Origin of the sequence: Megasphaera sp. NM10 (assembly GCF_000417505.1) — a bacterium.
In the GTDB taxonomy this organism is placed as follows: Bacteria; Bacillota; Negativicutes; order Veillonellales; family Megasphaeraceae; genus Megasphaera; species Megasphaera intestinihominis.
Map to the genome: position 1 here is coordinate 1 of NZ_APHY01000051.1, position 23,679 is coordinate 23,679.

The 23,679-nt window shown below is 55.4% G+C and carries 16 protein-coding genes, 4 tRNA genes and 2 pseudogenes; 3 read left to right on the plus strand and 19 right to left on the minus strand.

Translation table 11 applies throughout. The features are described from left to right. The 5 genes from NM10_RS08860 to NM10_RS08880 all read right to left on the minus strand — a co-directional run. The coding region (locus NM10_RS08860) for a YbaK/EbsC family protein (RefSeq protein WP_020311242.1) at positions 1-286 on the minus strand (286 nt) is incomplete at its 3' end. Between the two features lie 52 nt (positions 287-338). Further along, positions 339-3,383 (minus strand): AAA family ATPase, encoded by a 3,045-nt coding sequence (locus NM10_RS08865; protein ID WP_020311243.1) that lies wholly within the window; start codon positions 3,381-3,383, stop codon positions 339-341. Further along, a complete protein-coding gene (locus NM10_RS08870) occupies positions 3,380-4,525 on the minus strand; it encodes an exonuclease SbcCD subunit D (RefSeq protein WP_020311244.1) in 1,146 nt (381 codons plus the stop codon). The genes NM10_RS08865 and NM10_RS08870 overlap by 4 nt, the downstream gene beginning before the upstream one ends. Before the next feature lie 19 nt (positions 4,526-4,544). After that, the gene (locus NM10_RS08875) at positions 4,545-5,375 is read right to left on the minus strand and encodes a deoxyribonuclease IV (RefSeq protein ID WP_036201119.1); all 831 of its coding nucleotides are present in this window, start codon (positions 5,373-5,375) and stop codon (positions 4,545-4,547) included. Between the two features lie 105 nt (positions 5,376-5,480). Beyond that, a complete protein-coding gene (locus NM10_RS08880; RefSeq protein WP_020311246.1) occupies positions 5,481-5,891 on the minus strand; it encodes a Fur family transcriptional regulator in 411 nt (136 codons plus the stop codon). Between the two features lie 194 nt (positions 5,892-6,085). Between NM10_RS08880 and NM10_RS08885 the strand changes: the two are divergent. Beyond that, positions 6,086-8,250, plus strand: a pseudogene (locus NM10_RS08885) (Tex family protein). A 150-nt stretch (positions 8,251-8,400) separates the two neighbouring features. On the opposite strand, the gene NM10_RS08890 reads toward NM10_RS08885, so the two are convergent. From NM10_RS08890 to NM10_RS08950, 13 genes are all read right to left on the minus strand, one after another. Beyond that, complete coding sequence (locus tag NM10_RS08890; RefSeq protein ID WP_020311248.1) at positions 8,401-9,714, minus strand: zinc ribbon domain-containing protein; 1,314 nt, start codon at positions 9,712-9,714, stop codon at positions 8,401-8,403. Positions 9,715-9,770: 56 nt separating this feature from the next. After that, positions 9,771-10,691, minus strand: a complete 921-nt coding sequence (locus NM10_RS08895) for an alpha/beta hydrolase (RefSeq protein ID WP_020311249.1) — start codon at positions 10,689-10,691, stop codon at positions 9,771-9,773. A 432-nt stretch (positions 10,692-11,123) separates the two neighbouring features. Further along, positions 11,124-11,215 (minus strand) — tRNA-Ser (locus NM10_RS08900). A 54-nt stretch (positions 11,216-11,269) separates the two neighbouring features. After that, a tRNA-Pro gene (locus NM10_RS08905) sits at positions 11,270-11,346 on the minus strand. Between the two features lie 65 nt (positions 11,347-11,411). Continuing rightward, positions 11,412-11,828, minus strand: a complete 417-nt coding sequence (locus NM10_RS08910) for a C-GCAxxG-C-C family protein (protein WP_020311250.1) — start codon at positions 11,826-11,828, stop codon at positions 11,412-11,414. A 154-nt stretch (positions 11,829-11,982) separates the two neighbouring features. After that, positions 11,983-12,074: transfer RNA gene (locus NM10_RS08915), tRNA-Ser, on the minus strand. Between the two features lie 70 nt (positions 12,075-12,144). Next, positions 12,145-12,221: transfer RNA gene (locus NM10_RS08920), tRNA-Pro, on the minus strand. A gap of 58 nt (positions 12,222-12,279) precedes the next feature. After that, positions 12,280-12,978 carry a TerC family protein gene (locus NM10_RS08925; RefSeq protein ID WP_020311251.1) on the minus strand — a complete coding sequence of 233 codons (699 nt, stop codon included), beginning with the start codon at positions 12,976-12,978 and terminating at the stop codon, positions 12,280-12,282. Between the two features lie 234 nt (positions 12,979-13,212). After that, a complete protein-coding gene (larA, locus tag NM10_RS08930) occupies positions 13,213-14,496 on the minus strand; it encodes a nickel-dependent lactate racemase (protein WP_020311252.1) in 1,284 nt (427 codons plus the stop codon). Between the two features lie 145 nt (positions 14,497-14,641). Then, entirely contained in the window at positions 14,642-16,063 is a 1,422-nt protein-coding gene (locus NM10_RS08935; RefSeq protein WP_020311253.1) for an FAD-binding oxidoreductase, read from the minus strand. Positions 16,064-16,541: 478 nt separating this feature from the next. Then, positions 16,542-18,089: an L-lactate permease gene (locus NM10_RS08940; RefSeq protein WP_051132255.1), complete on the minus strand. Its 1,548-nt coding sequence runs from the start codon at positions 18,087-18,089 to the stop codon at positions 16,542-16,544. A 445-nt stretch (positions 18,090-18,534) separates the two neighbouring features. Then, entirely contained in the window at positions 18,535-19,335 is an 801-nt protein-coding gene (gene proC / locus NM10_RS08945; protein WP_020311255.1) for a pyrroline-5-carboxylate reductase, read from the minus strand. A gap of 26 nt (positions 19,336-19,361) precedes the next feature. Further along, complete coding sequence (locus NM10_RS08950) at positions 19,362-20,615, minus strand: pyridoxal phosphate-dependent aminotransferase (protein ID WP_020311256.1); 1,254 nt, start codon at positions 20,613-20,615, stop codon at positions 19,362-19,364. Between the two features lie 269 nt (positions 20,616-20,884). On the opposite strand from NM10_RS08950, the gene NM10_RS08955 reads away from it, so the two are divergent. Next, positions 20,885-21,850, plus strand: coding sequence for an ABC transporter substrate-binding protein (locus tag NM10_RS08955; RefSeq protein WP_020311257.1), 966 nt, complete (start codon positions 20,885-20,887; stop codon positions 21,848-21,850). A 7-nt stretch (positions 21,851-21,857) separates the two neighbouring features. Next, a pseudogene (locus NM10_RS15175) lies at positions 21,858-22,399 on the plus strand (ABC transporter ATP-binding protein). A 1,034-nt stretch (positions 22,400-23,433) separates the two neighbouring features. Here the strand turns inward: NM10_RS15175 and NM10_RS08965 are convergent. Further along, positions 23,434-23,679: transposase domain-containing protein (locus NM10_RS08965; RefSeq protein ID WP_020311260.1), on the minus strand; the 246-nt coding region annotated here is incomplete at its 5' end.

The following is a 23,679-nucleotide window of genomic DNA, read 5'->3' on the forward strand; positions in this document are numbered from 1 at the left end:
TCGACGGATGGCCGATGAGCCGTTCCACGTCGCCGGCCTTGATCATGGTCGCCTTCTTGTGGAACCGTTCTTTGAACTTATGGTTGTCCACGCGGGCATCACCGGCAAAAAGGACCAGAATCGGATGGTCGCCGATGAGGAAAGACATGGACTTGGCAATGCGCCGGCCTTCCGTATGAAGGGCGGCCGCCGCTTCTTCGACAGTCGCACTGGACTGGTCGAGTTCCATGACCCGGTCTTCCATCCCCCACCGGGCAAAATAGTCGCGTACTTTTTGAATAGACACGTTGCTCCCCCTCTCAATTCGTTATAATCGTATTATATACTAATCACGGTCCTCAGGCAAACTCAAAGGACGACGTACTGCCCCGGTCGGTCTTGTGGACGGCCAGGCGGGCGTCGATGCGTTCCTTCAGTTCCGGTACGTGGGAGATGATGCCGACCAGGCGGCCGCCGCTGCGCAGGGACGCCAGGGTCTTCAGGGCATAATCCAGGGTTTCCCCGTCAAGGGTGCCGAAGCCTTCGTCGATGAACATCGTATCCAGGTGGATGCCGCCGGAATACGCCTGGACGACGTCGGCCAGGCCCAGGGCCAGGGAGAGGGACGCCAGGAAGGTTTCGCCGCCGGACAGGGTGTTGGCCGGCCGGGCATAGCCCGTGTAGTTGTCGTAGACTTCGATGTCCAGGCCGATTTGTTTGACCCGCTTGTCGTCCCACGAACGGGAGCGCTGCAGGCTGTAGCGCTGGCGGCTCATGCCCTGCAGGCGGCCGTTGGCGGCGGCCAGGACTTCGTCGAGGAGGGCACCGAGGACGTAGCGTTCAAAATTGATGCCCGTCTGCTTGCCGGCGATGAGTTCATAGACGGCGCCGACGGTCTTATACTCTTCCGTCAGGTCCCGGCCTTCCTGCTGCAGGGCGGCCAGGGCGGCTTTGCTCTGCTGCCAGCGCTGATACTGCGCGGTCAGGCTTCCCTTTTCTTCGACTAAGGCCTGGCTGGCTTTTTCGGCTTCAGTTAACGCCGTGCGGGCTGCTGCCACGTCGGGCCGGGGCTGGCTGCCGATAGCCTTTTCTTCCTGGTCCAGCTGGCCCTGTACTTGCTGGACCTGGGTGTCGTACTGGCGGACGGCCGCTTCCAGTTCCGGGATCTGGCCGACTGCAGCCTGCATGGCCCGGCAGGCCTTGACGCTCTCGAAACCGGCTGCCACGACGCGGTCCCGCAGGGCCTGGACACCCTGGCTGAAGCGGTCCCGCAGCACTTCGACCTGGTGCTGCCAGTTCTGCGCTTCCTGCTGCTGCTTGGCAGCCTGGCGTTCGCCGGCGACGACGGCGTCGCGGTACTGCTGCAAGTCCTTTTCGTAGGCTGCAATGGCCTTGCCCAAGGCATCCAGGCGCTGCTGCAGGGCCTTCAAGTCACGATAGGCTTCGGGCAGGTCCGCTTCCAGGCGGGCCTTCGTTTCGGCCGCCTTGGCCGCAAGGGTCCGCGCCTGTTCGGCTGCCGTCCGGGCCGCTTCTTCGTCCTTTTCCCAGCGGCTCAGCCGGGCCTGGCCGGCGGCGACGGCCTTTTTGAGGGCTTCACCGGCCTGTAACTGCTTCTGCAGGTCTTCCATGGCTTTCCGGGCCTGTTCGGCCTTGTCCTGCCAGTCGGCCAGGGTCCCGTCCTGGGGGTACTGGCGGCGCAGGGCGTCGTACTGCTCTTTCAAAGCCTGATGGCGGGTCTCATCGGCTTTGGCCGTCACTTCCCACTGCTGGCGCTTGGCTTCGCTGGCGTCGGCCCGTTTCTGGTGCTGTTCGACGTCGCGCCGTTCCGGCAGGGAATCCGGGCGCACGGCCGGCATGGGATGGGCCGCCGAGCCGCAGACCGGGCAGGGTTTCCCTTCTTCCAGTTCCGACGCCAGGACGGCGGCCTGGGCCTGGAGGAACAGGGCCCGGACACTTTCATAGGCTACGCGTTCGTCCCTTGCCTTGGCGGCGGCTTTTTCCAGGAAGTTCTGACTGTGCTGCCATTGTTTCCCGGCCTCTTTCAGCTGCTCTTCCAGGGAAGCGGCCTGGCCTTCGCGCTGAAGCCGGTCGCTCAGGGCCTGCCAGCGGGCTTTGGCCTGTTCCGCCGCTACGGCCTGTTCGGCCAGGCCGGCGACGGCTTCCCGGGCCTTGTCGAGGGCCTGTTTTTCTGCTTCTTTTTTCTGCCGCACCTGGTTCCAGTGCTTTTCGGCTTCGGCTGCCACCTTGCGGCATCGGCTTTCTTCCAGGCAGCAGTCCCGGTAGGAGCCGGCTTTTTCCTGCAGGCCTGTCAGCTGGACCCGTTCTTCGCAGGCTGCCTTATAACCGCTCTCACGGGCCGAAAGGACCGCCAGCTGCCGCTGGGCTTCAGCCAGATCCTTCTCAGCCTTCTTGGCCAGTCTGCGCGCCTTTTCAGCGGCCTTATGAGCCTCTTTACCCTCTTTTTCCAGGTCGTCGAGGTGACGGCACGGTTCGGCCAGGATTTCAGCCTGGCGCAGGATGGCGATGGTATCCCGTTTTTCCTGGAACCGGCCGGCCTGGTCCTGGAGCTGCGCCGCTTCCCGGCGCTTCTGGTCCCGCAGGAGCCAGTGATTTTCCAAGGTCTGGGCGGCCTGGAAGGCGGCCTGACAGGTCTTGCGCCGGCCTTCGGCCTCGCGCCACTGTGCATCGACGGCGGCGCTTTTATCCTGCCAGGCCTTCTCTTTATCCGGCAGCTCTTCTTCGCTGGCGATGCCCAGGTCGGCCAGGCACTGTTCCCGCCGCTGGCGTACCTGCTCATACTGGCTGGCCAGGGCGTCGTGGCGGGCTTTGGCCAGTTCCTGGAGCCGCGCGTAGCGCTGGGTATGGAAGAGGGTCTGCATGATCTGCTGGCGTTCACTGGAACCGGCCAGGAGGAGCTTGCGGAAGTCGCCCTGCGGCAGGAGGACGACCTGGCGGAACTGGTCGGCCTGGAAGCCCAGCAGCCTTTCGACGGCAGCCGTCACGTTCTTGGCGGCGACAAGCTGTTCCTGGGCCCCGTCTTCGTCCGTTTCATATAAGGCCGCGTGGGCCGCGGCTTTCTTCAGGCCTGTGCCGCGCTTCTTGGCGATTTCCTGTTCCGGGCTGCGGTCGATGCGGTAGTATTTCCGGCCGATGGCAAAGCGGAAGGACACGGCCGTCGCTTCCTGAGGCGGCGCGTATTCGCTGCGCATGTGGGCGCCAGTGCGGCTGTCGCCGCTGGTACTGCCGTAGAGGGCATAGCACATGGCATCGAGGATGGTCGTCTTGCCGGAACCCGTCGGCCCATAGATGAGGAAGAGTTTGTGGTCGCCCAGTTCGCGGAAGTCGACGATTTCCTGACCGGCATAGGGGCCAAAGGCCGTCATTTCTAAGTAAATCGGAATCATAACAGGCTGCCTCCCTTTTCTAATTCATCCCACAAGGTGCGGACGCAGTCCTGCTCGGCTTCGGTCAGGGGCTGGTCGGGCCGCATGGCCTGGGCGAAGCTGGTGAACAGTTCCTGTTCCGTCACCTGCTGTACGTCGAAATCGCGCTGTCCTGCGGCCCGGGTATTGCGGTTGGGCATTTCCATCGCCATGGCATTGGGGTATTTGCGCCGCAGGCGGGCCATGCCGTCGAGGATGGGCTGGCTGTCGTCGAGGCGGGCCAGGATGAAGTCGTCCGGCCTGTCGTCATCGGCCGCCATGATGGCCTCGAAGGTTCCGCTGACGATGCGCACGTCGTGGCGCGGCACGAAATCCCGGAAGGCCAGGTCCACTTTCCCGTCGGGCCCGATGTCGGCGATGACGGCGCCTTTATGCTGGCGCGCTTCGCCGAACGAGTATTTGAGCAGGCTGCCGGCATAGCGGATGGTATCGCTCGTGACTTTCTGCGGCCCGTGGAGATGGCCCAGGGCCGTATAGCTGAACGGCGCAAAGAGGCCGCTCGTCACCTGGTCCGTCCCGCCGATGGACAAGGGCCGTTCCGAATCACTGGCTACGCCGCCGGCGACGAAGGCATGGGCGACGCAGACCGTGCGCACGCCGTCCGTGACCTGGCTGCCCTGCCAGCCGAGGAGGGCCTCCATGGCCTGCTGGTGGCTGCGGACCTCGTCCTGGCTGAGGCACTGGCGGACGACGGCCGGTTCGGCATAGGGAACGGTCAGGAAGGCGACCGAGCCGGCCTCATCTTCCAGGATGACCGGGCCCGTGAGGCGCTCCAGTTCACCGGCCATATAGAGGCCCTGCGGCGCCAGGAGGCGGCTGGCAAAGGACAGGCGGGCCGGGCTGTCGTGGTTGCCGCTGATGACCAGGAAGGGGACGTGCAAATCCGCCGTGATCCGCGTGGCCACGTCGTCGAAAAGTTCCACCGCTTCGGCCGGCGGCAGGCTGCGGTCATAGACGTCGCCAGCCAGGACGACGGCGTCGATGCCCTCGTCCCGTATCATGGGCAGGAGCTGCTGCTCCAGGACGTAGGCCTGGTCTTCGGTCAGATAGTTCCCATAGAATAATTTTCCTAAATGCCAGTCGGCTGTATGTAAGATACGCATAGAATACCTCCTTACCAAGCTACTGCTGCAGCGACCGCAGCAGGGCGATTTCCCTGGCATAGCCTGCCATATCGTTGGGTGTTTCCAGATAAAAGGGCAGGTCCCGCAGGGCCGGATGATTGACGATGGCCCGGAAGGCTTCGAGGCCGATGTGGCCCTGGCCGATTTTTTCATGCCTGTCCTTGTGGCTGGCCAGCTCGTTCTTGCTATCGTTCACGTGGACGGCTTTCAACCGGTCCAGGCCGATGACCTTATCAAAAGTCGTCAATACGTCGTCCAGATGGTGGACGATATCGTAGCCGCCGTCAAAGACGTGGCACGTATCGAGGCAGACGCCGATTTTATCGTTCATGGCCGCTTTGTCGATGATGGCCGCCAGTTCTTCAAAGGTCCGGCCCACTTCCGTCCCCTTGCCGGCCATGGTTTCCAGGAGGACCGTCGTCTTCTGGCCGGGGAACATACAGGTGTTGAGCATGTCGGCAATGAGGGCGATACCCGTTTCAGCGCCCTGTCCGACATGGCTGCCGGGATGGAAATTATAGCGGCAGTTGTCGACGTATTCCAGACGGCGCAGGTCGTCGGCCATGGCCTGGCGGGCGAAATCCCGCGTCTTGGCCGTCTTCGAGCAGCCGTTCAGGGTATACGGCGCATGGGCCAGGATGGGCGCGAAGTGATGGGCTGCCATGAGCTGGTTCAGGGCCTGTATATCGTCGACGTCCAGTTTGCGGACGCCGCTGCCGCGGGGATTGCGGGAGAAGAACTGGAACGTATCTGCCCCTATAGATAAAGCTTCGCCACCCATGTGCAAAAATCCTTGTGAAACCGATAAATGACATCCAATATGCAACATATTTTTTCCTCCTGCGCGACGGATAACAAAAAAAAGGCTGCCGCACAAAGCCCGTCCGGCCTCATGCAGCAGCCCCTATCCTTAGACTATATGAAAATCAAATACTTACGATTTTTCCCGACATTCCGGGCAAATCCCGACAAACGAAATACTGACGCCATTGACGACGAAGCCGCTCTGTTCGGCAGCGGCCTTACGCAGCCCCTCCTGGTCCATGTCGATATCGATGACGCGGTTGCACTTTTCACAACGGATATGGGCATGAGGCGTCGTATTATAATCATAACGATGGGCATCTTCGGCACATTGCAATACCTGGACTACGCCGATTTTGGCAAAGATTTCCATGGTCTTATAGACCGTGGCCAGACTCATGGACGGATAATTGGGCTGCAATATCTTATAAATCGCCTCGGCATTGGGATGCGTCGGATTGTGGTTAATGGCTTCGTACACAGCCAGGCGCTGCGGTGTGACTTTATAGCCGTTTTTTCGCAAAACTTCAGCAATTTCCATTTTTATCCCCCTTTCTTGGAAAACTGTGGTATAATAAGATATTCTAGTTTTATTCTAGCTTTGAATCATATAGAATACTGGAGAGTATCCTGTATTATATTGTAACGGTTATTAAGAAAAATTTCAATGTTTTACGCGAAATTCTTCTTATACAATAAGTAATATTAACTATTTTGTTAGGAAGGAAGGTAATCATGACAGAGGAAACGATGATCGCTGAAATCGCCAGGACTCTGGGTATCCGCCCGGCGCAAGTCCAATCTGCCCTTTCCCTCTTTGCACAGGGCAATACACTTCCCTTTATCGCCCGATACCGGAAAGAAGCGACGGGGAGCCTCGACGAAGTACAGCTGCGCTGCATCCAGGAGCAATATGAATACGAACAGGCCCTGGCCAGCCGCAAAGAAACGGTCCGCCAGTCCATCATGGACCAGGGCTGCTGGAACGACGACCTGGCACGGAGCCTGGAAGCGGCCCGGCAGCTCCAGGACGTCGAAGACCTCTACCTGCCCTATAAACCCAAGAAACGGACGAAAGCCTCCATGGCCCGCGAAGCCGGCCTGGAACCCCTGGCCGACCTGTTCCTGTCGCAAAAAGCCAACGGCCCGGCGCCGGAAAAAGCCGCTCAGGCCTACCTCACCGACGAGGTGCCTTCCGTCGAAGACGCCATCCAGGGCGCTGCCAATATCCTGGCCGAACGCTTTTCGGAACGGGCCGATTTCCGCCGCATCCTGCGCCGCGAACTGTGGCAGCAGGCCCGCCTGACCTGCAGCCTGCAAGTCGAAGAAGACCAAGCCGGCCCCATGCTGACCTACGCCGATTTCAGCGAACGCATCGCCCGCATCCCGAGCTACCGCATCCTGGCCATCAACCGCGGCGAAAACGAAAAGAAACTGAAAGTCACCTTGAAGGAGCCGGCAGACCGCCACATCGCCATGCTCTGCCAGCTGGTCATCACCAGGCCGTCGCCGTATGATCAGATCCTGCGCGACGCCGCCGCCGACAGTTACAAGCGCCTCATTTCGCCGCAGATGGAACGGGAAATCCGCAACGAACTGACGGCGCAGGCCGAAAAGCAGGCCATCGACGTCTTTGCGGAAAATCTCCGCCACGTCCTGTTGCAGCCGCCCTTTGCCGGCCAGATCATCCTGGGCTTGGACCCGGGCTTCCGGACGGGCTGCAAGGCCGCCGTCATCAGCGCGACGGGACAGGTCCTCGACTACGGCACGTACTACCTGACCCACTCGGAACAGCAGAAACACCAGAGTGCCGTCAGCCTGGCCAACATGATACGCCGCCACGGCGTCACCCTCATTTCCATCGGCAACGGGACGGCCTCGTATGAAACGGAACAATTCGTATCCCATCTCATCGAAGCCTATCACCTGAAATGCCGCTACGTCATCGCCAACGAAGCCGGCGCGTCCGTCTATTCCGCATCGGACCTGGCCCGGGAGGAACTGCCGGACCTGGACGTCACCATCCGCGGCGCCGTTTCCATCGCCCGCCGCATCCAGGACCCTCTGGCCGAATCGGTCAAGATCGACCCGCGGGCCATCGGCGTCGGACAGTATCAGCACGATGTCAACCAGAAAGCCCTGTCGGCCGCCCTGGACCAGGTCGTCACGTCTGTCGTCAACTACGTCGGCGTCGACCTCAACACGGCATCGCCGGCCCTCTTGCAGCACATCGCCGGCCTGACGGCGGCGACGGCAGGCAATATCGTCGCCTACCGCAACGAGAACGGCCCCTTCCAGAACCGGCAGGACCTGCTCAACGTCCCCCGCCTGGGCCCGGCGACGTTCACCCAGTGCGCCGGTTTCCTGCGCATCAAGGACGGGACGGAGCCCCTGGACAACACGTCGGTCCATCCCGAATCATACGGCCTGGCCGAAAAGATAGCCGGCCACTACGGCCTGAGCCATGACGAGCTCAAGGACCCGGAAAAATTAGCCATCCTGCGCGATAAGATCCAGATGAACGCCGCTCCCAAACTGGCCGCCTCTCTCGCGCCGGTGAGCCGACGATCAAAGACATCCTGGAAGAACTGCGCAAGCCCGGCCGCGACGTCCGCAGCGACTTCCCGAAACCGCTGACGCGCCGCCACGTCCTGTCCCTGTCAGACCTGCAGATTGGCTCCGTCGTCCGCGGCACGGTCCAGAACGTCGTCGACTTCGGCGCCTTCGTCGACTTTGGCCTCAAGACGCCGGGACTGGTCCACCGCTCCCAGCTGAGCCGGCATCCCTTCCGCCATCCGACGGACGTCGTCCACGCCGGCGACATCGTCGAAGCCGAAATCATCAGCGTCGACGCCGCCCGCGGCCGCATCGGCCTGTCCATGAAAAAAGTGAAGAAATGAGTGTGAAAAAGGAGCTGTCGCAATGCGACAGCTCCTTTTTAGGGGTTAGCAGATGGCTTTAAATTTAAAGCTTTTCTGTAGGGGCGACCACGCGGGGCGCCCGCCCCGGGATATGGGTGATTCACCATTCAGCCGTAGGGGCCACGAACATTACAAACTATTCCATTCGTCGTTGAGTTTATCGTAGCGGTTCGATGCGGCCTGGCCCCGCTGGAAGCCTGGGCGGTAGTCCTGTCCGCGCTGGCTGGCGCTGACGCCGTCGTAGAGGCCGCGGACGCGGTCCTGTTCGGCCTGGAAGAGGGCATCGAGCTTATATTTCATGGCCGTATTGTCGATGGACGTATCGTTGTCCAGCTGGCTGCGGGTCTTGGAAATCTGGACGTAGAGCGTATTGGCCCGGCTGGTGAATTCGCGATTGCCCTTGAAGTCCGTGTGGTCATTCAAGTAGGCGTTGATGTCGCCGGCCAATTTGCCGATATCGTCGTTGAACAAGTCCTTGCTGCTGGCATAGGACGCCAGGATCTGCTTATCCGGATTGGCCTTGGCTTCAGGCTGCGGCTTTTCATCGGGCTTGGTCTGGACGCTGACGTATTTTTCCAGGTAGCTGACCAGGTCGTCGCCATCGACGGCAGCTGTGAAATCGGCACCGGGGACCTTGATGGTCCGCGCCGTCTTCTTGGCCTTCTGGACTTCGTCGCGCAGGTCATCCAATTTTTCGCTGATAGCGTCGTCTGACGGATTTTCAGCAATCGTCATGGCCGTGTCATACATGGCCATCTGGTCGCGCATGACTTCGCGGATAGCCTTGTCATCGGCGGCATACTGGTCGGGAATGGTCTTGGGCTGATAATTCTTGGCCATCTTTTCGACGTTCTTGCGGCTCTTGCCCAAATCCTTGACCAGGGAATCGACATCGTCGCCTTTGCTCTTCTGGCTCAGGCGCTTGGCCGTACTGGTGGCAGATTCATTTTCCGACGCCAGCTGCTGCGACAGGGAAACGGCATCCTTCACATAGTCCCCGCTGCTGCGGCTGCCATAGAAGTGAAAAGCCACGGCAGCGGCCAGAGCCAGGACGAGGACGACGATACCGGCGATGATGGCCTTCTGATAGCGCACGTAAAAAGGCTTTTCCTGAAAAGGCGGCGGCGTCGGCCGGCCCGTCATGACCGGTCGTTCCATCGGCTGCGGCGGCCGCTGCGGCTCTTCGTCCCGGACCGGTTCCCGGTGCTTATGGACAAAGGTTTCCGTTCCCGTCGCTTCGTCGATGACCGGTTCGTCATCATCCATTTTCGGCAGTTCGGCACCGCAGAATGGGCAGAATTTCCCATCGACGCTCACCCATTTGCCACATTCCGGACAAATGCGTTTCTTCGGCTCCCCTTCCGGCAGCTGTTCAGCGCCGCAGGCCTGACAAAAGCGGTCGTCATCCTGCAAGGGCGCCCCGCATTGTTGGCATTTCTTCATAAAATACACATCCTTTACTTAGCGTAAGTACATGCTTCTAGTATAAGCCATTTCCCTCAGTCTTGCAAAAAATCGGCCATGCGCCGGTAGGTGTCGCAGATTTCGTCGTAGCATATTTTTTCAAAGTTGAGGTACGAATGGACCATGTTGCCGTAATTATACGTTTCGGCCCGCACGCCCTTTTCAGCCAGGCGGCGCACGTAATCGCGGCCTTCGTCGCGGAAGGGGCAGAACTGCGTCGTCAAGACCAGCGTCGCCGGCATATCTGCCGACAATTCGCCAAAGAGGGGCGAGGCATCCCGGCGGTCGTCACCGGGACGGAAACACTGGTTGAAATACCAGGTCATCTTGGCCGGCGTAAAGCCCGTCTGGGTATTGCAGTTCTCCTGGACCGACGGGAAGGAGTGGGTCATATCCAGGCAGGGATAGACCAGGATCTGATGAGTCAGCGGAAGGGATGCATCATGCTGCAGGGCCTGGCTCGTATAAGCTGCCATGCAGCCGCCGGCGCTGTCACCGCACAAGGTCAGGTCCGCCTGGTAGGGGATCTGCAAGGCATCGAGCGCAGGCAGGGCCTTCCGGGCTACGGCCAGGGCATCTTCATAGGCCGCAGGATAAGGATTTTCCGGAGCCAGGCGATATTCCGGAGAAATGACGATATGCTGCGTTGCCTGGGCAATGCGGCGGCAGACCGGGTCATAGACGGCGACCGTGTCGATGGCAAAACCGCCGCCATGATAGTAGATCAGGACCGGCAGGGGCCGGCTCGTATCGGGAATATAGATGCGGACCGGCACGTCGTAGACCTCACAGCCATCCAATACCGTATCGACGACCGATGCCATCGGCACTTTCGGCAGCTCTTGTTCCCATGCCGTATGCAGCGACGCTTCGCGCATGGTAATCGGCGTCATGACAAAATCCTCACTCGTATGGGCAGCGATAAAAGCTGCCAGTTCCGTTTTAATTGCACTCATCGTAAACCCCTCTTTCCCTCTTCTTATATAGTTTTAAATTGTAACAAAAAATATCCCTTTTTGCACCGTAGGGGTCGCCACGCGGGCGACCTGCTGGATACTGGGCGGCACTCTCCCTAAACGGGAAAATCACTCATATCCTGGAGCGGGCTTGCCACGTGCAAGCCCCTACTACAGAGGTGCTGCTTATATAGTTTTTAATTGTAGCACAAAACAGCACGCATGAATAGGATGGATACAAAAAAAGAGGCTGTCGCATTAAGACAGCCTCTTTTTTTTGAGTTTTAAGTTTGTAGTTTTTAGTTTTCAGCAAATGGTAAAAAATTTAAAGCCACTTCTACAAACTACAAACTCCGTACTACAAACTATAAATAAAAAGGGGCTGCGCACGTGACCTAAGCCTCATGCGACAGTCCCTCTAAAAGTCCTGTGTGGCGGAGAGCGTGGGATTTGAACCCACGATAGAGCGTTCGCCCTATACATGATTTCCAATCATGCTCCTTCAGCCGCTCGGACAGCTCTCCGCGTCTTACATATCTTTCCTGACATCTTCGGGATAAATGCCGATATGTAAAGTATGGTCGGGGCGACAGGATTTGAACCTGCGACCTCTTAGTCCCGAACCAAGCGCGCTACCAAACTGCGCTACGCCCCGTTGACCCGACTCATACATAATACCATATCCACGAAAAAAGTCAAGGAAAAAATTCAATCACCCCATCAGGCCAGCTTCTTTTCCCGGATGAAATCGATGAGCATGGCCGACGTATCGGCCATGAGGTCGCCGCACGATACGGGACCGCCGTTGGCCGGACTCTTGAGGACGCGGCAGCACGTCGCATGAAAGCGGTCGAGCCAGATTTTCTGGAATTCCCGCACAGGCTGATTGACTTCGGCCTTCGTCTTTTCCTCCGGCGTCGTGCGGCCGACGAGACAGCCCAGGACCAGACAGGCCCCGTTCAAAGCCCCGCAAAGACAGCCCGAACCGGCCACCCCGCCGCCGAGGACGGACACCATGCGCAGCGTTTCCGGCGGCAGCTTCAAATCCAGACAATCATTGCAGACCTTGACCACCGTTTCAGCACAATTATTCCCGGCCTGCTGGTACTGTGCCGCCAATTCTCTTACCTTTTCCATCATAAGACCTCCTTGAAAAACAGCATTTGTAGTACAGAGTTTGTAGTTTGCAGAAAATGGCTTTAAATTTAAAATCATTCACTAAAAACTATAAGCTGCAAACTTAATGCTCAAAAAGGGGATGCCGCATATGCGACATCCCCTTTTTACATTCTGGCGGAGAGCGTGGGATTTGAACCCACGATAGAGCGTTCGCCCTATACATGATTTCCAATCATGCTCCTTCAGCCACTCGGACAGCTCTCCATGGCTTACACATTGTTTGATTATGCAGTTATTTGATGCCCTCGGGATCGACATCCAATGTGTAAAAATATGGTCGGGGCGACAGGATTTGAACCTGCGACCTCTTAGTCCCGAACCAAGCGCGCTACCAAACTGCGCTACGCCCCGTTACCTGACTTGTATATAATACCATACTGGAAGAAAAAGTCAAGCTTTTTTTCTCGTGTCAGGCGACAACTTCTTTATTTTTATGGATCCGCTTCCAAATGAATCCGCCGGCAATGGTAACGACCAGCAGGATGATTTTCAGTTCCGTCGGATTATTGGCCGCCAGGCTGACGTATTGAGCCAGGTAATGGTCTGTCGCCATCATGCCGCCCGAAGCCCAGCCGAGGATGGCGCCCCCGATGTAGATGAGGATGGGAAAGCGGTTCATGACTTTGACGACGATGGTGCTGCCAAAGACGATGATCGGCACGGAAATGAGCATGCCGAACATGAGCAGGCCCCAATGGTTATTGGTGACGCCGACGATGCCCAGGACGTTATCGAGGCTCATGAGGGCGTCGGCCATGATGATGGTCCGCACAGCCGCCCAGAGCGAGTCCTTGGCTTCGACGTGGACGTCTTCTTCCTGGTCGTCGGCGCCGATGAGCTTGATGCCGATGAGGACCAGCAGGATGGCTCCGACGGTCTTCAAGAAGGGAATCTGGAAGAGCCAGGACACGATAAAGGCCATGATGAAACGCATACAGATGGCCCCGGCCGTACCATATAAAATAGCCCGCTTCTGCAAATGCTTAGGCAGATTCTTGGCGGCCATGCCGATGACGATGGAATTATCGCCGCCTAAGGCCAAGTCGATGAGCACGACCTGCAAAATCATAGTGATATCAAAGACAAGCGTCGATTCTAACCCTTCCAAGGTAAGTCCCCCTTATACGTTAAGACAAATTTACATCTCCCCCCATTATATGATAATTACAGTGGGATAGCAAGAAAAAGGCGCTGTCCCATGAAGACAGCGCCTTTTTCTGTAGGGGCGTCCACGTGGGACGCCCGCTCACACAAATCAAGTTTACAAGTATCTCGCATATCCCCGGCGGGCTCGCCACGTGCGAGCCCCTACAAACACCATATTACGAGCGACAAATGGTTCTTATTTCACGATGACCGATACGCCATCGGGGATGACGGTGATTTTCGGGTCGGTAATGCCTTTTTTCGCCAGGACGTCTTTGGCCATAGCCAGGGCGTCGTCGATGGAGGCAGCGTATTTCATGTGCATGTCTTCGACCATCTGCTGCGGGGCTTCAGTGACCATGATGATGGTGAATTTCAGGAGCATACGCATGAGGATCTGGGCTTCCCACTGGTCGAAGACCGTTTCGTTGCGGCCGCGGGCCAGGATTTCGTCCATGGCTTTCTGGATGGATTCGGCATTCTTCAGGTTGTTGTAGAAATCTTCGCCGCCATGACCGTCAGAGCAGGACGATACGTCGATGATGACGCCGCCTTCTTTGCAGGTCGCTTCGGCAGCGGTCATGCCTTTGACGGACTGGTAAATGTTCTGGTCCAGGGGATAGCCGCCGTTGGTGGTGATGACGATGTCAGCCGGGACGGGTTTGACGCCAGCCAGTTTCATTTCAAAGTCAGCGCCGGCATAGTGAGCTTTTTCGCGGTCGCCGGCAAAGGCAGCGATGACTTTCTTGTCCGCATCGATGACGACGTTGCAGATGAAGGCTAATTTAGCCGCTTTAGCCGCATAGAGCATATCTTCATGGATGGGATTGCCCTGGAGGATACCCGTGCGGGCGTTGGGGCTGTTGATGAATTCCGAGCAGTGGTTGGCCAGGACCGTGACCTTGCTGGCAATACCAGGCAGGACGGATTTACGGCCACCCGACATGCCGGCGAAGAAATGCGGTTCGATGAAGCCTTCGGAAATGAGCAAGTCCGCATTAGCGGCTACTTTGTTGATACGGCAGTCACCACCAGAGGGCAAAGTACCAACGCTGACCATGTCTTCGTCGTTGCGGCTGACATGGATGACGAATTTTTCATGTTCCGCAATTTCTTTGCCATACTTGGCAATTAATTCTTCCTTAGTCGTAGCCCGGTGCATGCCCGTAGCGATGAGGATGGTAATGTCGATATCCGGGTTCCCCTTGCGCAGTTCTGCCAGGAGCTGGGGCATGATGATGTGGCTCGGTACCGGGCGGGTATGGTCACTGGAAATAATGACGCAGTTCTTCTTCCCCTTTGCCAATTCGCTTAATTTCGGGCTGCCAATCGGGTTGGCCAGGGCATCGGCGACGAGTTCCGCTTCCGATTTCGGCGCCTTGTATTCATGGGCGTGGGAGACGAGGACGCCGGCGACCTGTTCTTCCGGCAGTTCGAATTTGATTTTTTCTTTGCCAAAGGGCAAGCTAAATGTATGCATAACTGCACATCCTTTCTTAGTTCATGGCTATATATATGTTTGTGAATAGCCTGTAGTTGCATAAACAATATGTTTTTGGATGTAAAAAAGGAAGAAAGGGCAAAGCCTTGCGCCTTGCCCTTTTCCTTTAGTATGTAACTGTGAATTATTCTTCGACAGGGACTTCGTCGTTGATGCTGACAACTTTGCCCGGATTCATGATGTTCTTCGGATCCAGTGCTTTCTTGACAGCTTTCATCATCTTGAGTTCAACCGGGTCGGTGTATTTTTCAAGAAGTGCTTCACGTTTGTAGCCAATGCCGTGTTCACCGGAGAGACGGCCGCCGAGTTTGTAGACGAGAGCGTAGATTTCGCCCTGGATCTTCGGAAGCATTTCTTCCCATTCTTCCTGAGTACGGTCATCTTTCAAGATATCGATATGGACGTTGCCGTCGCCGCAGTGGCCAGCGCAGTGCATAGCAACATTGTATTTTTCGCCGAGGCGGGAAATCTGCTGTACAGCACCCGGGATTTCCGTCATCGGAACGACGATATCTTCCATGGAGAAGACTAAGCTGCGAGCGCGGTCAGCTTCGAGGTATGCTTTACGGGATTTCCAAATAACAGCCGGGTCAGCAACCAGGGAGTCGATAGCCTTGTTGTCTTCAGCGAGTTCAACGATTTTTTCGCACTGATCCATGAGGACGTCTTCGTTGTCGCCAGCGATCTGGATGATAATGTAGTTACCATTTTCAGATTTCGGCAGTTTTTCGTCGAGGAATACTTCGACCTGTTTGATGGAAGCGTTATCCATGAATTCTACGCAGACCGGAGTGATACCAGCGTTCATGACTTTCGGTGTCAAAGCGATAGCATCGTCGAGGTTGTCGAATACAACCAGGAGGTCCTGCTGATATTTCGGAAGAGCAACCAATTTGAGGTAAACTTTGGTGATGATACCGAGGGTACCTTCAGAACCGATGAAGAGGTGCATCAGCATGTAGCCTGTAGCGTTCTTACGGAATTTACCGCCGAGAGTTACGACTTCGCCAGTCGGAGTAACGACTTCCATGCCCATGACCTGGTCACGAGTTACGCCATATTTAACAGCGCGGTTGCCGCCAGCGTTGGTTGCAACGTTACCGCCGATGAAGCAGGAGTCCCCACTGCAGGGGTCGCCGCCGTAGAAGAGGCCTTCCTTCTGGACTGCATCCTGGAGGACAGACGTCGTAACGCCAGCTTCGGAAACACAAACCATGTTGTCTTTATCGATTTCGAGGATTTTGTTCATACGTTCAATGGAGATGATGACGCCGCCGAAAGTAGCAACAGCACCAGCTGCCAAGCCCGTACCAGCTGCACGAGGAACCATTACCGTATCGTTTTCATAGCAGAGCTTAACGACTTTGGAAACTTCTTCAGTAGTAGCCGGAAGAACAACGACCTGCGGTTCTTTCATATAATGGGGGTCCGTTACTTCGTCATGGGAATACGGTTCGAGTTTATCTTTGTCCGTATAAACATACTTTTCGCCGACGATCTGTTTGAACTGTTCAATCAACTCCGGGGAAACTTTACCTTTTGCCATAATACATACCTCCAAATAGTTTAAATTATAAGCCTAACACTTATTTCTGCATCCAGTCATGAGGACCGGATTTAAGACCGAATATAACGGAAGTATAAACTAATGTATTTCTTTTACCTTCCGTTTATCTCTTACAGGTATTATTATACTCTACTTCCTCATGCATGTAAATTACATTTGCACATTTTACGCATATCATTTTTCGATTGATTCATCGTGTTCTATGACAACTTATCATAAGAACTGTCGATTTTTAAATAATCTAAAACAAAACGTAAAATTTTAAATAGTATTTATTTTTTCTTATTTTTTATATATGCATCTTGGTAATACAGTATTATTCCCGTAAGGAAATGTTTCGCATATAGAACATTTCACATCCGATTATATCACATTGTTTATTATAGAAAAAGGTATGCTACATGGATATGTAGCATACCTTTTTATGCATCTCTGCTATATGGCGTTTTCTATTCGCTTAGTTGACTAAGAAGGGAACGACGCTCGGAGCGATGATGGTAATGATACCTGCAATGATGAGCAGGAACAGGCAGTAACCAACAGTACCGCGCATGATTTCGCCTTCCTTGCCATCAGCAACGGCACCGACAGCGCCGACGCCAAGAGCGATACTCTGCGGCGAAAGCATCTTGCCGATACAACCACCGAGGGAGCTGGCACCTGCAAGCCACGGCTGGCTCATGCCCAGGCTGGATGCAACGGATGTCTGCAACGGCCCGAAGAGGACGTTGGCGTTCGTGCAGGACCCGGTAATGAATGCGCCAAGACCGCCGACGAACGGAGCAACGATAGGATATGCATTGCCTGTTGCAAATACGAGGGCATCAGCGATTTCCTTGGTCATGCCGGAGTAGGTCATAATCTTAGCGACGACGACGACGGCGATGATGGTCAGGTACGTGAAGCGCAGGCCGACGAAGTTATCTTTGAAGACCTGAGCGATCTTACCGATGGAAGCACCCTGATAGATGCCGCCGAGGATAGTGGCGATGAAGATCATGACGCCAGGAACAGCGATCCATGTGAAGGTATAAGGTTTGGCACCCGGGCCGGCATAGATAGGAACAGTCGTTTTAATCGAAGCCAGCGGACCGTTGATGAACGGGAACAGTTTCGACGTACCGACGAGGAATACGAAGATAAGGATGAAGATCATAGCTGCTTTGACGCCTTCACCGAAGGAAACAGCTTTCTGATTTGTCGTGTCAATATCGAACTTGTATTCCGGATTGCTTGTCGTCTTGCAAGCGCGGGAATAGAGGACGATGACAGCCATGATGATGATGGACGAAACCATGACCGGCAGTTCAGCGCCGATAGTCATGGAAATGAACAGTTCCGGAATAGCCAGGGCCAGGCCGGAGAGCAGGGTTACGATACCGACGCCTTTGATGGCTTTGATACCGCCGCCGATGCAGATGACGATCAGGAACGGAGTGATGAGGTCAGGAATAAAGGATACAATCGAGACTTTCGTAGCCAGGACGCCGGCATCCAAACCGGTGACAGCAGCCATGGTCGTCGTCGGGATACCGATGGACCCGAAGGACGGTGCTACGGCGTTGGAAATCAAGCAGGCGACGATGGTCTTGATCGGCGGATACCCGAGGGCAACCAGCATAGCAGCCGGGATAGCAACAGCAGTACCAAAACCTGCCATGCCTTCCATGAACGTCCCGAAGCCCCAAGCGATGAGCAGGAATACGACACGTTTATCTTCACTGACAGTGGTCAGCATCTGTTTGATGACTTCCAGGCTGCCTGTGGCTACAGTCAATTTGTAAGCGAACAGGGCCATGATGATGACCAGCAAGATCGGCCAGCATGCCAGGGCTACGCCTTCGAGGGCTGCCGAAATGGCAATGGGAACTGACATATTATAACAGAATACAGCGACAACAAATGCGATGATAGCCGCGATTGGGCACGCTTTCCAACCGGCCATCTTCAAGAACCCCAATGCTACGATTAGGAATAGGATTGGGAGCAAGGCCAATATAACCATTACATACCACCCTTTCATAATAAAATACTTTTCACGCCTCTAACAGGCGGGGGCTTATTCATGAACGAACCACGAATAACGCCATTTCTCACTTAGATTGCATCCGGATACAAGCTCTATACTGTTATTATATACCTCAATGTCATATTTGTAAATTACATTTAGACATGAGCGTATACCTATTTTCGATATAGCGAACACCAATGTTTACTATTTTGCATATTACTACACTAAAATGTGGAGTTTATAAGCCGTAAATAATCATTTATCATTTTATAAATGATTTTATGTAATTTAACGTTTTATGTATAAATCGCATAACCGTGCAAAAAAAGAGACTGTCACATTAGGACAGCCTCTTTTTGAGTATTAAGTTTGCAGTTTGTAGTTTTTAGTAAATGTTTTTTTAATTTAAAGCCCTCTTCTACAAACTCCATACTACAAACTATAAACTCTTATTCTTTTCTGCCGACGCGATGACGGCGTTCATGGTGGCAGCGCGGAAGCTGCTTTCTTCCAGGGTCCGGACGGCTTCGATAGTCGTGCCGCCTGGCGAGCAGACGTCATCTTTCAGGGCACCGGGATGGCGGCCTGTTTCCAGGACCATCTTGGCTGCTCCCAATACGGTCTGGGCCGCAAAGGTATAGGCCATCTGGCGGGGCATCCCTTCGCGGACAGCGCCGTCGGCCAGGGCTTCGATGAACATATAGACGTAAGCCGGACCGCTGCCGCTCAGGCCACAGACGGCGTCGATGAGCTTTTCATCGGTCACGACGGCTTTGCCAAAGCTGGAAAAGATGGCGACGACATCGGCCGTTTCGGCTTCAGTCACGTTGACATTGGGCGATACGGAGGCCATGCCTTCGCCGACCATGGCCGGCGTATTGGGCATGACCCGGACGATTTTCGTTTCCGGACCGGTGTAAAAGGCCAGCTTTTCCAAAGAGATGCCGGCGGCGATGGAAATGAGGACGCTATCGGCCGGAAGGGATTCCCGGACGGCTTCCAGTGCCAATTCCATGAGGTTCGGCTTGACGGCCATGATCAGGCCCTGGGACTGGCGTGCCAGTTCTTCCGGCGTGTCGACGACGACAGCTCCCGTTTCTTTGGCCAGGGCTTCGGCCTTTTCCTTGTGGATATTATAAAGATAGATATGGTCTGCAGCAATGGCATGGGCAGCTACCAGGCCTTTGACGATGGCCCGGCCCATATTGCCTGTCCCGCAGACACCGATTGTCTGGAACATAGGAAGCCTCCCTTTCCGATACGGACTTACTGTTTAGCGCCGACGGCATCCAAGGTCGCTTTAATCTTGGCAGCCAGGCCGTGGATCTTCTTCTTGGAAACAGAGCAGACAGCCAGGCGGATACCTTTGCCCAAGGGAACGAGGAAGATATTTTCTTTTTCCAGTTCATCGCAGACTTTCTGGGACCCTTCCATAGGGATTGTGATGAAGAAGCCCGAAATGTAACGCAAATATTTCAAGCCACATTCATCGGCTTCTTTCATGAACAAGTCAGCCCGTTCCTGGATGAGGTGGAAATATTTAGCCCGTTCCGCATCGAGTTCAGCGACTTTGGCCGGGTCCTTGCAGATATTGGCCATGACCTTCATGGCAGCGCTGTTGGAGTTCGACCAGGTAGCGCGGCTGGTATACTGATTGATGGCGACGAATTCATCGGCAATATCCTTGTTCGGCGTGACGCAGATCATGGCGCCCATACGCTGGCCATACATGGTGAAGCCTTTACTGCAGGTGTAGGCGACGACGATGAGGACGTTGTCCGGCATGTTGCCGAATTTCTTGAAGAATTTGCGGCATTCATGTTTTTCGCCGCTGTAGTCGAGATAAGCGACGTCGGAGACGAAGATGATGTTCTTATCCTTGCCTTTGACGACATCTTTCAAGAAGGCCAGGACTTCGTCCCATTCCGAATCGGAGAGGCCGTAACCCGTCGGGTTGTTGGCCGGCGAATTCATGATGATAACCGTGTTGTACTGTTTGGCAACCATGTCGCTGACGTTGGCTTTGAAGCTTTCCATATTGAAATGGCCATCGGGCGTGAGCAGTTCAAATTCACGGAGTTTGCGGCCATTATCGTTGCACATGGAACCGTAAGCCCCCCAATGCCAGTCACTGGTCAGGACTTCATCGCCCCATTCGGAATAGTTGTGAATGACGTGATGGAGGACACCGGAACCGCCGGACGTAGCACAGGCGCGGATGTAGCCTTCCGGACGGGATTCACCGAAGCACTGGTCGATAGCAGCTTCCAAATAATCGGGATAGCCCTGGATCGGCGCATAGGCGACAATTTCTTTCGGCGTCAAGGCTTTATAGGCTTTCTGGACGACGTCGAGCATGATGAGATTCCCATCTTCATCGAGCATGGAACCGACTGTCCCATTAATAACTTTATCTGCCCCCAATTTTTCGGTCAAAGCTACGGCACGGTTGTTAGCACCAAAAATCTTATCTTCAGCACTCTTCCCTTTTGCCTGCGGTGCGGCAACACTTTTTACCATATGAATCAACTCCCCTTTCTTATGTACATATACATTTATACCACATTCAAAATCGAAAGACAATAAACATATTGCATATATCTGTCATGTATTCAAAATACAAAAGGAATAACGCCTCTTGGACAATCAAAGTTAATCCCATTTGCTATCTTAGCATAAAACGGTTGAAATTATATCATGACTCTCCTATAATAACCTATAATAAAGAGTATATAACATATTTCGTGTTACTTTTATGCATTTTTATTCTATGAAAAGAGGTCTTTCCCATGAATCGTGTATTACGTTTTGTATTAGCCGCTGTGCTGGCCTGCTCGGCCCTCATGCTGACAGCCTGCCAGGGCAGCCCGTCCGGCTCGAATGACAAGAAGACGTACAAAATCGGCGTCCTGCGCATCGACGACAGCCTGCCCCTCTATACGGCAGAAACAGAAAAACTCTTTGCCAAACACGGTGTCGACGTCCAGGTCATTGAATTCAGCTCCGCTGCGGACCAGCAAAAAGCCATGGAAGCCGGTGAACTGGACGGCATGATGACCGACATGATCGTCACGGCCTTGCTGAAAAAAGCCGGTACAGACGTCCGCGTCGTCGCCATGGCTCTCGGTGCCGTCCCCCAGGAAGGCCGGTTCCTCGTCGTATCGTCGCCGAACAGCAGCATTACGACGCCGCAGCAGCTGACCGGTGCCTCCGTCGCCATTTCAGAAAATACCATGATGGACTATTTGATGAACCAGTATGAACAGGAACTGGGGATTCCGGCCGCCGAAGTCCACACCGTTCAGATGCCGAACCTGGCCCTGCGCACGGAAGCCGTCCTGGCCGGTAAAGATATCCAGGCCGCCATCCTGCCGGACCCGCTGGCAGCCTATGCCGTCCAGCAGGGAGCCCACGTCGTCATCGACGATACGAAACTCCAAAAGAACTATTCCCAGTCCGTCGTCGTCCTGACTCAGGACATGATTGAAAAGCATCATGACGACGCAGCCCATTTCCTCGACGCTTACAATGAAGCGATCGAAAAACTGGACAGCCAGCCCGATGCCTATCGCGACATGGCTATGAAGAAGGCCAACATCCCGGCCGCCGTCGCCGGTTCGTACCGTACGCCGTCTTATACGGCCCACGCCCTGCCGACAGAAGAAGAAGTCAGCCGTATCATGAACTGGATGGTAGAAAAAGGCCTGTTGCCCAAGGCCTACAGCTATGACGAAATGGTCGCCCATGTCCAGTAATCAGCCTATGGCCGGACCGCTGCTGCGCTTAGACGACGTGGGCCTCGCCTATCACAGCCGCAGGGGCATCCAGGCCGTGCTCCAGCACATCTCATTCAGCCTCGCCCAGGGAGAGCACCTGACCGTCTCCGGGCCGTCGGGCTGCGGGAAATCGACACTGCTGCGCCTCATCGCCGGCCTGCAGGCACCGACAGAAGGCAGATTTATTTTGCAGGCCAAAAAATGACCGCTCCCAGGCCGGACCTGGCCATCGTCTTCCAGGACTATGGCCTTTTCCCGTGGAAGACGGTCGAAGAAAATATTCTCCTTCCAGGCAGGCTCCACGGTTCTCCCCTGGATAAGGACCAGCTGGCCTCCCTCTTGGACACGCTGGGCCTGACAGCCGTCCGCCATCACTATCCGGGGGAACTCTCAGGCGGCCAGAAACAGCGGACCGCCCTGGGCCGGGCCATGGCCATGCAGCCGAAGTTGCTGCTCCTGGATGAACCCTTCTCAGCCCTGGACCCGGACATGCGCCGTCAATGCCATGACCTGTATGCGATATCGTAAGGGCTTGCACGTGGCAAGCCCGCTATGACCATGTGAGCATAACCTATGCTGATATATGTGCGTGTTTTCCTGCATCACCTGTCATGTATGAGGGATATACCATTATTCCGAACGGGCGCCCCACGTGGGCGCCCCTACTAGCAGCTAGCAGTGAGCAGTCCCACGAGCCACGAACCACTAGCCACTATTTTCCCACCTCTCCTGCCGAATCGAGGCGGTCCACCGGACCGCTTTCGTAGGCGACGTTCTGAAAGCCTTTTTGGCCCGTCAGGTGCCGACCAGCAGGAGGCGCAGGACGGCTGCCAAAACAGACAGCTGTGGCTAGGCGTCCCGTTGTGGGAATCCCGCGAAATGCTGTTCGGAGAAAACGCCATTCGCGGGCCGCCGGTCGCAGTTCGTAAAACCATGCCTCATGGACCTGTTATGTATATCACCATTTATTCGCGGCGGGCCGCCCTTTGGGACGGCCCCTACGCAGGCCCCGGTCGGGGCGTTTTTACGAGCTGAGGGTTTCCCGAAGCGTCGTTGTCAGTTTGAGTCTGTCGCCGCGCAGCGGCATCTGAGTCCGAGCCCGTCATGTATGGCATGTACATCACATTTCAGGCGGGCCGCCCTTTGGGACGGCCCCTACGATGCGGCCATAAGGCCGCAAAAACAAGCCACGAGCCACTAACAACGAACAACAAAAAAAGCACTAGCGGTTGTCCCACCTCTCCTGCCGAATCCAGGGTATCTCTGTCTGACCGCATACTTTCACTCCATCAGGTCACGAGATTCGGCATAAGCGACTCACACGGTTTTGCGCGTCGCAGAGCTCCTTCAAAACCGGTTCCCTGCTTATCCCAGGGAACCCTGGTCGGATAGGAAGCCGCCTCGTCCCACATCGCTTGTCATGTATGATGGGTACCCCCATTATTCCGAACGGGCGCCCCACGTGGGCGCCCTTGCTAGGTAAGCGGAAAATAAATCAGTGTATAGAAAAAGCCCCAGACTTATGCTATCCTTTTTTCATAAGTCTAAGGCTTTGATTCTATTTATTCTTTGCACTTTTCCTGGGGCTTTGTTGCCCAAGGCAGGTATTGATCCAAGGTTTCGGTATCTTTGAAGTTTGCTGTATTCGGCAGCTTTTCAAAAAGGTATTTCAGATACCGTTCGGGGTCCAAGCCGTTGGCTTTGGCTGTTTCAATCAGGCTGTAGACGATGGCACTGGCTTTGGCTCCTTTGGCGCTGTTACTGAAAAGCCAGTTTTTCCGCCCAACGGTGAAAGGTCGGATGCTGTT